Source organism: Paraburkholderia sp. SECH2, from assembly GCF_030464795.1.
Classification (GTDB): domain Bacteria; phylum Pseudomonadota; class Gammaproteobacteria; order Burkholderiales; family Burkholderiaceae; genus Paraburkholderia; species Paraburkholderia aspalathi.
This window is the reverse complement of sequence record NZ_JALPRH010000012.1, coordinates 59,755-72,182: the sequence shown is the minus strand read 5'-3', so window position 1 is coordinate 72,182 and position 12,428 is coordinate 59,755. Positions and strand designations below refer to the sequence as shown.

Here is a 12,428-nt window from a genome sequence, read left to right as displayed (position 1 = left end):
TTATGCAAGGTGGACGTCTTTGAGGAAGCTGGCGATACGCGAAGTCTTGTCGAGCGTCGCCAGTTCGCGCGGCGGCGCATCGCTCACTATCATGCCTGCTTCCATGAACACGATACGGTCTGAAATACGGAACGCAAAGTTGATTTCGTGTGTGACGATAATCATGGTCATGCCTTCCTGGGCAAGTCCCTCGATGACCTTCAGTACTTCGTTGACCAGTTCCGGATCGAGCGCCGACGTCGGTTCATCGAACAGAACAATCGACGGCTGCATCGCGAGTGCCCGCGCAATCGCGACGCGCTGCTGCTGACCGCCGGACAACTGATGCGGATACTTGTGCGCATGCGCGGCCATGCCTACCTTTGCCAGCAAGCGCATGCCGGATTCGTCGAGCGCGGTTCCGGTCAGACGCCCGTGATAGCGGGGCGCGAGCGTCACATTCTGCAGCACCGTCTTATGTGGAAACAGGTTGAAGCTCTGAAACACCATGCCGATATCGAGGATGCCGCGCATGTACTGCGCATGCGGCACCTTGCCATGTCTCGCACGGGGCGGCCACAGGAACGCTTTGTCGTGCAGGCGCACTTCGCCGCCGTCGAGCGTCTCGAGGCCGTTCAGCGTGCGGATCAGCGAAGTCTTGCCCGAACCCGACGGGCCGATGATCGACACCACTTCTCCTGCGCGCACGGTCAAGTCGATCCCCTTGAGCACTTCATGATCGCCGTAGCGCTTGCGGATGCCGATGGCTTCCAGCGAACGCGTCGCGCTGCCTGCTCGCGCGGTACGAACGTCCTTTGCTGCCTGCACGGGCCGCGGTGTTTCTACGGGAATGACGGCATTCGCAGCCCGCGAGCGGAGCGTGACATCAAGGTGCTTTTCGAGCATTTTCAACGCGTGGCCGAACACCGTGACGATCAGCACATAGTAGAACGAGACGGCCAGCATCGTCTCGAGCACCTTGAAGTTCTGCGTGTACAGGCGTTCGCCGACCAGCAGGATTTCCGCGAGCGAAATGACGGACACGAGCGACGTCAGTTTGACGATCGTAACGTACTCGTTAATGAGCGAGGGCAGCGCGACGCGAAACGCCTGCGGCAACACGATCAACCGTTGCAGGCCGACAAAGCGGATCCCGAGCGCCTTGCCTGCTTCGAGCTGGCCCTTGTGGAGCGACAGCAGGCCGCCGCGATGGATCTCGGCGATGTAGGCCGCTTCGCTGATCGAAAGCGCCAGCAGGCCGGCCCAGAACGGGTCGGACAACAGGCCGCCCGTCCAGGGCAGCACCTGCGGCAGGTTATAGACAAAGATCAGCAGCACCAGCAGCGGCAGGCTGCGAAAGAGCCAGATGTAGGTGCTGCATGCCACGCGTAGCGGCATGAACACAGACTGTTTGCCGAGCGCGAGTGCGAAGCCCGCGACAATGCCGACAAGCCAGGTCGCGGCGCTCAATTCGACGACGAGCCAGGTGGCTTTCCAGAAGGCGGCATCGAACAACAGCGAAGCCGTGTAGTGCCAGTCGAATACCATGTGCTTCCCCTTACGACGCGTAGCCGCGAGGGCGCGGGCGAGTGCCCGGCCTCTGGCTGCGCGCGCAACGTGCAGTTAGTTCGATGCCGTGCCGAGCGCCTGGGCAATGTCATTGCCGGTCGGCTCCGCGACGTTGTACTGCTTGAGTAGCGCCTGGTATTCGCCCAGCTGCTTCATCGACGCAAACGCGCTCTTCAATTGGGCCAGCAGCGCGTCATTGCCTTTCTTGACGCCGAGCCCGATGACGACCGGATAGAGCGGGGTTGTCGACGTAATCGCCACGCGTCCGCCGAGCTTGTTGACGGTCATTTGCGCGACGGCCGAGTCTTCGAATTGCGCGTCGACGGCGTGCGAGAGGACGGCCTGAGCCGCTTCCGGCGAAGTCTCGAACTCGCGCACGTCGATTGCGCCGCGGCCGGCAGGCGTACAGGCCTGCTTCGACACGTCGTTGAGTTTCGGAATCCACGACGCACCCTTGATCGAGCTCACGCGCTTGCCACACAGATCTTCGGGCTTCTTCGGCTCAAAGCCGGTGTGGCTCAAGGCGAGCAGCGAGCCGCCGGTTTTCAGGTAGGGCACGAAGTCGATCTGTTTCGCGCGCTCCGGCGTTACATAGAGCGCCGACGCGATTACGTCGAAGCGATTGGCGTTCACGCCGAGGATCAGATTCGCGAAACGTGTGTCGACGAAGCCGGGCTGGAGCTTCAGATGCCCGGCGAGCTTCGTCATGAACGCGGGATCGAAGCCGGCCGGATCCGCGCCCTGCACGTAGTCGTACGGCGGATACGTCAGATCCGCGCCGATCGTCAGCTTGCCGGGCGCCACGGTCGGCGCGCCGCTCGAGGCGAACGCGTGAGACGCGGCGAATAGCGCGAGCGCGGCGGCGCACTTCGCGACCCGCGGCAGGGAGGGCATGACAGTTTTCAGATCAGGTTGGGCTTTCATGGAGTTCTCGCTCGTCGGGGTGGAGGTAATATACATTGTTGAACAATAGAAAAAATATTGTTCAACAATAATTCCTGCACAAGCAGAATCCGAGCCAAGGAAGCGAGGAGGTGGGTAAGTGCGCTGTGATGCGGGTCTGGCGGGTCTGGCGCGGCTGTGCGGGAGATACAGGCTGGTCTTTAACGGAGGCGTGGCCGCCGCAGGCGCACCGGTTCCGTGCGCCTGCGCGTGTTACTGGCGAACGCGTTCAGGAACGGTGCATTTCGTGGGGAAGGAGGGAGCGTGCCTGCGCGGCGCGACTCACCCGATGCTGCCTGCAAACCTCTCAGCCAACCGCTCCCGCTCGAACGCCTCGACAACGAAATCGACAAACACTCGGGTTTTCGCCGGCAGAAGCGCTCGCGTCGCGTAGTAGATCGAGATCGCCCCGGCGTCCGCGTACCAGTGCGGTAGCAATCGCACGAGTTCCCCTCGTTCAATCGAAGACAGCACGTCCGACACGGCCAGCAACGTCACACCCAGTCCGAGAATCGCTGCCTCGCGCATTGCTGCCGGGTCATTGACCATGATGGTCTCGCCGAGCTGTGCGGGCATCTCATCGCCTACCGCGTTACGCATCGTCCGATGACGCACGCGGCCCGTGCGGCTCGAGCGCATCACGATGCCGTCGAGGTCCGCAAGATCGCCGGGATCTGTCGGCGATAGGCGGCCGGCCATGTAAGCCGGAGACGCAACCGCCACGAGATGCGCGGGCGTCAATGCGCGCGACACGACGCCCGGTGCGAGATCGAAGCCACCACCCAGCGCTGCGTCGTAGCCCTCTTCAATCAGGTCAACCGGCCGGTTCTCGAAGTGCCAATCCGGACGAATCATTGGATAGCGTGCGAGGAACGCCGGCAGCAGCGGCATGACGTACGTGATGCCGAACGTCGGCGCCATGCTGACCTTCAGCACGCCGGCCGGCTCGCTCCGATCGTTCGAGACGGACGCGATTGCTGCCTGCAGCGCATCCAGATTGCCGCCGATTTCCACGAGAAAGCGCTCGCCCGCCTCGGTCAGCGTGAGCTTGCGCGTCGAGCGTTGGAATAGCCGCACACCGAGATTGCGTTCGAGCAGCGCAACGTTGCGGCTGACCGCGGCTGGCGTCAGCGCAAGGCGCCGCGCGGCCGCCGAGAAGCTGCCCGTTTCGGCGCTGCGGACAAACGACTCGAGGTTGGCGAGGGTTTCCATCCGGAAATCTTAAAGCATTACTTGAAAATAATTCAAGCGATTCCCGGCTAATCATCAAGCAATAAAGGCGGCAACATTCAGTCACCTAGCCGTGGGAGTGAACCTCAGATGTCCCTCTCCTTGCCGGCTTACCACTTGATTGATCACTCTTCACCAGGAGCATCGTTATGAGCACCATCGGTATCATCGGAGCAGGCGCCATCGGATCCGCGTTCGCGAGAGCGCTGGCGGGCAAAGGCCTCAAGGCCGTTATTGCGAACAGCCGGGGCCCGGCCTCACTCGCTGACCTCGTGCGCGAGCTCGGTCCATCGATCACGCCGGGAACGCGCGAACAGGCGGCCGCGCAGGACATCGTCCTTGTCGCAGTCAACTGGGCGAAGCTGCCGACCGCCTTGGCCGGGCTGCCGGACTTCGGCGGCCGCATCGTGATCGACGCGAACAACGCGATCGAGCCGCCGCTGTTCAAGCCGGCCGAATTGCATGGCCGGACGTCGAGCGGAATCTTCTCGGAACTCGTGCCGGGCGCACGCGTCGTGAAGGCGTTCAATCATCTGCCGGCACATCTCCTCTTGAAGGATCCACAGGCCGAAGGCGGACGCCGCGTGCTGTTCTTCGCGGGAGACGACGCACAGGCGAAAGCGGCAGTGAGCGGATTGATCGAGAAGCTCGATTTCTTCGGCATCGACCTGGGTTCGCTCGAAGCCGGGGGCCAGCTAGTTCAAATCCCGGGCGGCCCGCTGCCCGTGCACAACTTCGTTAAGTTTGGATAACCAAACAAAGGCGCGGAACGCCGCGCCTTTCATCAGACTTTAGGCGAATCGCTTTCGCCAGAACCGTGCTGCCGGCTCGGCACAAAGGAGATGGCACCGGCCTTTCCGAAGGCCTCCAAAAGGGTTGAGGCGAATATCTTGCCGCGCTCGCCAAGGTGTATCGTGACAACGATGTTGTCAGTTGTAAGCATTGCCGATCGCACAAATGTCGCCTTGTCCCGTGCATTTCGTGCGTACCGGTGCAGTGAGCCAAAGGAACGGGGCGCGCGCCCTCTTGAGCCATGACGGGCGAAGCTCGAACACCAGCCACGACAGATGGACGCCACACACGGATTCGACCCAGGTAGCGGCCTCCAGATTCTTTGGGAGGATGGCGAGCGCGTGTTCTGTCGGTGGCAGCCACGAGACGGCGGCGACAGCGTGCTTGTTGCGCGCATCGCCGCCGAACATCCCTCACCCGCCAGCCTCGCGCGCCTCGCTTATGAGTTCGCGCTGAGGGATCAACTCGGCAGCGCGTGGGCGGTGCGCCCAAAGGAACTGCTGCGGGCAGACGGCCGCACGATGCTGGTGCTCGAGGATCCGGGCGGCGAACCGCTCGAGCGATTGGTTGGTGCGCCGATGGAGGCGGGCAGTGTTCTGCGCGTTGCCGGGGGAATCGCGGCAGCGCTGGGCAAGCTCCATCAGCACGGCCTCGTCCACAAGGACCTCAAGCCGGCTCATATCCTGGTGAACTGCGCGGACGCTCAAGTGCGGCTGACCGGCTTCGGCATTGCCTCGCGGCTCCCACGCGAACGGCAACCGCCCGAGCCGCCCGAAACCATCGCCGGGACGCTCGCCTACATGGCACCCGAGCAGACCGGACGGATGAATCGTTCGATCGATTCGCGCAGCGACCTCTACGCGTTCGGCGTCACGCTCTACCAGATGCTCACCGGCACACTGCCGTTCAGCGCTGCCGACCCGATGGAGTGGGTGCACTGCCATGTTGCCCGCACGCCGATGTCACCCAACGTGCGGGTCACGATGGTCCCGCGCGGCGTCTCCGCCGTGGTCATGAAGCTGCTCGCGAAGACACCCGAGGAGCGCTACCAGACCGCGGCCGGCGTCGAGTGGGATCTGCGGCATTGCCTTGCCGAATGGGAGCTCCGGCATCGCGTCGACGCCTTCCGGCTGGGCGCGCACGACACGCCCGACCGGCTGCTCATCCCCGAGAAGCTCTATGGACGGGAGCGCGAGGTTGGAGCGCTGGTGGCCGCTTTCCACCGCGTCGTCAGTAGCGGCGCGCCGGAACTGGTGCTGGTTTCCGGCTATTCCGGCATCGGCAAATCCGCGGTCGTCAATGAGCTACACAAGGTGTTGGTCCCGCCGAGGGGACTCTTTGCCTCCGGCAAGTTCGACCAGTACAAGCGCGACATACCCTATTCGACGCTGGTGCAAGCTTTCAGGGGACTCGTGCGGCCCCTGCTCGGCAAACGCGAAGTGGAACTGGCGATCTGGCGCGGCGACCTGACGGAGGCCCTCGGATCTAACGCACGGCTCATGACCGATCTGATCCCCGAACTTAAGTTGATCATCGGTGATCCGCCGCCTGTCCCGGAACTCGAGCCGCATCATGCGCAACGTCGTTTTCAGCTTGTCTTCCGGCGCTTCATAGGAGTCTTTGCCAGACCGGAGCATCCGCTGGCGCTGTTTCTCGACGATCTGCAGTGGCTCGACGCTGCGACGCTCGATCTGTTGGAGGACCTGCTCACGCGTCAGGACCTGCGTCATTTGATGTTGATCGGGGCCTATCGCAGCAACGAGGTCGACGCCACGCATCCGCTGATGCGCACGCTTCAGGCCGTCAGAAACGCGGGCGCGAAGTTCGATGAAGTCGCCCTGGCGCCGCTGGCGAGCGAGCACGTCGAGCAATTGATCGCAGAGGCGCTGCACGACACGCCGGAACGCGCCCGGCCGCTCGCGCAGCTTGTACACGAGAGGACCGCCGGTAACCCGTTTTTCGTCATTCAGTTTCTACATGCGCTCGTTGATGAAGGCTTGCTCGGCTTCGATCACGACGCGGCCCGCTGGCTCTGGGATCTGCCGAACATTCATGGCAAGGGCTATACGGACAACGTAGCGGACCTGATGGTTGCGAAGCTGGCTCGCTTGCCGGTCGAAACGCAGCGGGCGCTGCAACAGTTTGCCTGCCTTGGCAACACCGCCACGATGGCGATGCTGTCGAACGTTCTTGAAAATTCGAGGCAGGAGATCCGGGCGTTGTTGCGACCGGCAGTGGAACAGGAGCTTATCGAGCAGCTTGAGGAATCTTTCCGATTCGCGCATGACCGGGTGCAGGAGGGTGCCTACTCGATGATCCCGGAGGCCGCGCGCGAGGAGGCCCATCTGCGCATAGGGCGGCTGCTTGCGGCGCAAACGCTGCCCGAGAATCGGAAAGAAGCCATCTTCGAGATTGTCAACCAGCTCAACCGTGGCGTAGCCCTTGTTGCGCTACAGGAAGAGCGGGAGCAACTGGCTGAGTTCAATCTGACGGCCGGCCAGCGGGCGAAGGCCTCGTCGGCCTATGAATCGGCGCTCACTTATCTGACCACCGGCGCCGAACTTCTCACGGACGACTGCTGGGCGCGCAGGCATGAACTGATCTTCGCGCTGGAGTTGAACCGGGCCGAATGCGAATTTTTGACCGGTTGGTTACCGGTCGCAGAAAAGCGCTTGAACGTGCTCTCACGCCGTGCCGCGGCTGTGCCTGAGCGCGCCAATGTGGCGTGTTTGCGCGTCGACCTGTACATGACGCTCGATCAGGCCAGCCGCGCCGTCGCGGTCGCTCTCGACTATCTGAAACATCTCGGGATCGACTGGTCGCCGCATACAAGAGAAGAGAAAGCGCGAAAGGAATACGAGCGAATCTGGTCCCAGCTTGGGAACCTCCCGATCGAAAGGCTCATCGATCTGCCGCTGATGACCGACCCGGAATCGCTGGCGACAATGGACGTCCTGGTCAAAGTCATGCCAGCGGCGTTGTTTACCGATGCCAATCTATGGTCGCTGGTCGTCTCCACGGCAGTGAATCTGAGCCTCGAACGCGGCAATTGCGATGGATCTTCCTCTGCCTATGTCCGGCTCGGCATGATTGCCGGAGCGCGTTTTGGCCACTACAAGGTCGGATTTCAATTCGGGCAGCTTGGTTACGACCTGGTCGAACGGCGCGGGTTGATGCGCTTTCGCGCAAGAACCTATATGCACTTTGGAAATGTCATTTTGCCGATGGCCAGACATCTGCGGGGTGGCCGGGAGCTGGTGCGCCGCGGGGTCGAGGCGGCAAAGAATACAGGCGATCTGGTTTGTGAGGCCTACTGCTACACCCACATGACGACCAATTTGCTCTTCGCGGGAGACGCGCTCGCGGACGTGCAGCGCGAAGCCGAAGCCAGTCTGACGTTCGCGCAAAAATCGCATTTCGGATTCGCCATCGACGTCAGCTCTACCCAGCTTGGTCTGATACGCACGCTGCGAGGCCTGACGCCCGCCTTCGGCTGTTTTGACGACGGACAGTTTGACGAGACGCAGATCGAGCGCCACTTCGCGGAAAATCCGGACCTGGTGATTGCGCATTGCTGGTATTGGACCCGCAAATTGCAGGCGCGCTTCTTTGCAGGCGATTACGCGGCGGCCGCGGAAGCCTCCTTGAGGGCACAAGGTCTTTTGTGGACATCGGCCTCTTATCTGGAAGAGGCCGAATATCATTTTTACAGCGCGCTATCTCTCGCCGCCTGGCGCGGTCCTATATCCGACCGCAAGCGACGGGAGTCCCTCGAAGCAATAACGGCTCACAACAGACAGCTGCAATTGCGAGCAGAGACTTGCCCAGAAAACTTCGAGAACCGCGCAGTGTTGGTCAGTGCCGAGTTAGCCCGCCTGGAGGGCCGCGACGTCGACGCGATGCGCCTCTATGAAGAGGCTATCCGGTTGGCGCGCGCAAACGGTTTCGTGCACCACGAAGCGCTTGCTGGCGAACTCGCGTCCCGCTTTTACGCGGCGCGCGGGTTCGAAAAGATCGCGCGCGTGTATCTGCAGGACGCCCGGCAGGGTTATCAACGCTGGGGCGCAGACGGCAAGGTACGGCAACTCGACGAGATGCACCGGTATCTCAGGGAGGTCGAACCGGCGCCTCGACCAACCAGCACAATTGGGACCCCGGTCGAACACCTCGATCTCGCGACCGTGATCAAGGTGTCGCAAGCAGTCTCGGGAGAGATTGTTCTCGACAAGCTGATCGACACGGTGATGCGCACGGCGATCGAACAGGCTGGCGCCGAGCGGGGCCTCTTGATTCTGCCTGAGGGCGATGAGCAACGGATCGCGGCGGAGGTCACGACGGACGGCGACACGCCGCGCGTGCAACTACGCGATGTCCCGGTGAGCGCGGCGATGCTGCCCGAGTCCGTTCTCTACCATGTCCTGCGCACGCAGGAGAGCGTAATTCTCGACGATGCCGCGGGCGATCCCACGTTTGCCACGGATCCGTACATCCGTCAACACCAGACCCGTTCGATGCTTTGCCTGCCCTTGATGAATCGGGCCAAACTCATCGGCGCGCTATACCTCGAAAACAATCTGATCACCCGCGTCTTCGCGCCGGCCCGGATTGCCGGACTCAGGCTCCTCGCCTCTCAGGCCGCGACATCGCTCGAAAATACCCGCCTTTACCGCGATCTTGCAGAACGCGAATCCCGAATCCGGCGGCTTGTCGACGCCAACATCATCGGCATCATCATGTGGCGAGTTGATGGCGACATTCTCGAGGCCAATGACGCATTCTTGCGCATGGTGGGATACGAGCGGGAGGATCTCCTCTCAGGTCGAGTGCGCTGGACGGATCTGACGCCCCCGGAATGGCGGGAAAGTACCGAACACGCTTTGGCAGAGCTCAGCAGGGTTGGGCGCTTGCAGCCCGAGGAAAAGGAGTACCTAAGAAAAGACGGCAGCCGCGTGCCCGTCATGATCGGCAGGGTCGCTTTTGAAGCAGGCGGGAAGGAGGGCGTCGCCTTCGTGATCGATCTGACCGACCGCAAGGAGGCAGAGCAGCGCCTGAGGGAGTCATACGATATGTTGCGGGAACTCACGTCGCGTCGCGAGACGGCACGCGAGGAAGAACGCAAACACATCGCACGGGAAATGCACGATGAGCTCGGGCAGTATCTCACCGCGCTTCGCATGCGTGCGTCGGCATTGCGCATGCAATTTGGCAACGATCGCCCGGAGCTGTTCGACGGGACCCGGGCGCTGATTGCCCTGGTGGACGAAACCATGCAGGTTGTGCGCGGCGTCATCGCGTCGCTGCGTCCGCCGGCACTGGACGCTGGCATCGTGGCAGCGCTCGAGTGGCTCGCTGCCGAGTTCGACCGCAACGGTCGTACGGTGTGCCGCCTTCACGTGCAGGACGAGACCATCGTGATGAGCGAGGACCGCGCTATCGTGCTGTTTCGCCTCGTTCAGGAGGCACTGACGAACGTCGCTCGTCATGCGTCGGCCAACGAAGTGATCATCACGCTCGAACGAACGCCCGACGCCTGCGTGCTGGAGATCCGCGACGACGGTCAGGGGTTCGACGCGCAGGCAATCAGAAAAACATCGTTCGGCCTTGCGGGGATGGAAGAACGGGTCTTGATGCTGGGCGGTCGGATCGAGGTGGTCAGTTCGCTGGGAACCGGCACCGCGATCAAGGTCAGTCTTCCCGATCGTCAGGCGACGTCGGCCTAGTTTGGGGCGAGTTCTCCGAGACCGAGTCCCTCCATCAACTGGGCCTGGACCGATACTGCATCGCGTGATTTACTCGCACATCTACACGATCAATCTCGCGATCTGCGCGCAAACGGATGCGATTGCCGTATTGCCGGGATTCGCGGTCGACGAAGTCGGCGCCATGTATGGATTGCGTAAGATCGGCTACGCTCCGCTGTTCGGAGCGCTTCCGCTGTCAGCGATCTGGCGGGAGGACAGCCCAGGGCGCGAGGTAGCCGAAAAGTTCGTCGCCCAGCTCAAGGCGATTTGTGATGAAGGCGCAAGCTAGACGCTGACGGCAGCGAAGCCTGAAAGCAGCACCACCGCAGCAACCTACGCCTTAAACTCCACCGAAACAAAAATCTTCTTACACGGCTCAAGCACTTCCCACGTCCCCTTAAACCCCGCCGGAATCAAAAACCGATCGCCGGCTCGGACAGTCTTGCTGGTCCCATCCGCATCCCGAATCACGGACACGCCCTCGAGAATCTCGCAATACTCGCTCTCGGTGAAATTCACCGTCCATTGCCCGCAAGCTCCTTCCCAAACGCCCGCCGCGAGCTGCCCACACGGGCTAGCAAAATGCGTGTGAACAAGTTGCGAAGGATTGCCGGCAAGCACCGCTTCCGCCTTCGGCATGTACTCAACGCTTTCCTTGGCCGGCTGCGCAAAATCTACGATATTCAAAATGCTCATAATGGCTCGCTGCAAACAGAGTTAAAAATCAAAGCTTCAAAAAGGGCGTAGCGCACACACCCACTGCATGCGCCACGCTCAAAAGGTGACACCTACGTCAGCAGACTACATCAGCTAAACCGAACTCAACTCCCCGACTTCAACTGTGCCCACAGACGGTTTTCAAGCCGCATGATCGGCGCAGGCTGCGGCCGCATCAACGTCATCTTGTTCAGCACAGCTTCAGGCGGATACACATTCGCATCCTGCTCGATCGCCGGCGTCACAAACTGTCTCGCAGCGCGATTCGCAGTCGGATAGAACACTTCATTCGTAATCGCCGCGCTGACCTTCGGATCTTCGATGTAGTTCATCCACGCCATCGCCGCTTCCGGGTGCGGCGCATCTTTCGGAATCACCATCACGTCCATCCAGAGCAAGCCAGCGTCCTTGATATTCGAGAACCGCACGTCATACGAACGCTTCGCTTCCGACGCACGTCGCCGCGCAATTCCCACATCGCCCGAATAGCCCAACGCCACGCAGATATCGTTGTTCGCCAGATCGTTGATGTAGCCGGACGAATTGAACTGCGTGATATACGGCCGCACTTTCTTCAGCACTTCATACGCGGCCTGATAGTCACCGGGGTTGGTGCTGTTCGGGTCCTTATGCATGTACTGAAGCACGGCCGGGAAAACATCCGCCGCCGCGTCGAGGAAAGACACGCCGCAGCTCTTCAGCTTCGAAAGATTCTGAGGGTCGAACAACAGCGACCAGCTATCAACCGGCGCATCTGCACCGAGCGCTTTTTTCACGGCCTGAACGTTATAACCGACGCCGTCCGTGCCCCACGCCCAGGGAACACCGTATTGATTGCCGGGGTCCGCATCGGCAATCAGTTTCATCAATCCCGGATCGAGGTTCGCGAGGTTCGGCATCTTCGATTTGTCGATCTTCTGATACACGCCGGCTTCGATCTGGCGCGCCATATAACTCGATGTGGGCACAACGATGTCATACCCGGAACTGCCTGCCAGCAGTTTCGCCTGCAGCGTGTCGTCGCTATCGTAGCTGTCGTATTTCACCGTGATGCCCGATTGCTTTTCGAAGCCGGTAATCGTGTCTTTGGCGATGTAGTCCGACCAGTTGTAGACGTTGATCGTTGTATCTGCCGCGTGTGCAGCGTTCATCGGAGTTAATGCGGTCAACGAGCACAGCATCGTGCCGGTGAGCGAGAGAAGCTTGGCATGACGGATCTTCATTCGACTATCTCCTTGGTTTCGATCTTCAGTTTTCGCCGCAGCGCAGGCACCGATGCACGAGCGTGACGACCCACACGTCCAGGCGTTCCGCACGAATGCGGACGAATAAAGGACGTGACGCCGCCTGCCGCAGCGCAAGCGCACAGCAGAGCTAAAAGGGACGCAGAGAGGCGAGCGCTATAAGCCGGCCAACGCTAGCAAGACAGATGCAAAGCGCGGACGGTCAAACGCATTG

8 protein-coding genes are annotated in these 12,428 nt (G+C 61.4%); 3 read left to right on the top strand and 5 right to left on the bottom strand.

Annotation, left to right across the window (positions count from 1 at the left end):
• The 3 genes from M0D66_RS20495 to M0D66_RS20485 all read right to left on the bottom strand — a co-directional run bounded on the left by M0D66_RS20495 (position 1) and on the right by M0D66_RS20485 (position 3,702).
• The gene (locus M0D66_RS20495; RefSeq protein ID WP_266211441.1) at positions 1-1,527 is read right to left on the bottom strand and encodes an amino acid ABC transporter permease/ATP-binding protein; all 1,527 of its coding nucleotides are present in this window, start codon (positions 1,525-1,527) and stop codon (positions 1-3) included.
• A 75-nt stretch (positions 1,528-1,602) separates the two neighbouring features.
• Complete coding sequence (locus M0D66_RS20490; protein ID WP_266211499.1) at positions 1,603-2,442, bottom strand: transporter substrate-binding domain-containing protein; 840 nt, start codon at positions 2,440-2,442, stop codon at positions 1,603-1,605.
• Positions 2,443-2,772: 330 nt separating this feature from the next.
• Positions 2,773-3,702: a LysR family transcriptional regulator gene (locus M0D66_RS20485; RefSeq protein ID WP_266211440.1), complete on the bottom strand. Its 930-nt coding sequence runs from the start codon at positions 3,700-3,702 to the stop codon at positions 2,773-2,775.
• 167 nt (positions 3,703-3,869) lie between these two features.
• Here M0D66_RS20485 and M0D66_RS20480 point away from each other — a divergent pair, with 167 nt between their 5' ends.
• The 3 genes from M0D66_RS20480 (at position 3,870) to M0D66_RS20470 (ending at position 10,542) form a co-directional block, all read left to right on the top strand.
• Entirely contained in the window at positions 3,870-4,472 is a 603-nt protein-coding gene (locus tag M0D66_RS20480; RefSeq protein ID WP_266211439.1) for an NADPH-dependent F420 reductase, read from the top strand.
• Between the two features lie 315 nt (positions 4,473-4,787).
• Positions 4,788-10,232: an AAA family ATPase gene (locus tag M0D66_RS20475; protein ID WP_266211438.1), complete on the top strand. Its 5,445-nt coding sequence runs from the start codon at positions 4,788-4,790 to the stop codon at positions 10,230-10,232.
• Between the two features lie 64 nt (positions 10,233-10,296).
• Positions 10,297-10,542 (top strand): LysR family transcriptional regulator, encoded by a 246-nt coding sequence (locus tag M0D66_RS20470; protein ID WP_093635091.1) that lies wholly within the window; start codon positions 10,297-10,299, stop codon positions 10,540-10,542.
• Between the two features lie 44 nt (positions 10,543-10,586).
• On the opposite strand, the gene M0D66_RS20465 is transcribed toward M0D66_RS20470, so the two are convergent.
• Entirely contained in the window at positions 10,587-10,949 is a 363-nt protein-coding gene (locus M0D66_RS20465) for a cupin domain-containing protein (RefSeq protein WP_200653073.1), read from the bottom strand.
• Positions 10,950-11,074: 125 nt separating this feature from the next.
• A complete protein-coding gene (locus M0D66_RS20460; RefSeq protein WP_234486705.1) occupies positions 11,075-12,151 on the bottom strand; it encodes a polyamine ABC transporter substrate-binding protein in 1,077 nt (358 codons plus the stop codon).
• Between the last annotated feature and the right edge of the window lie 277 nt (positions 12,152-12,428).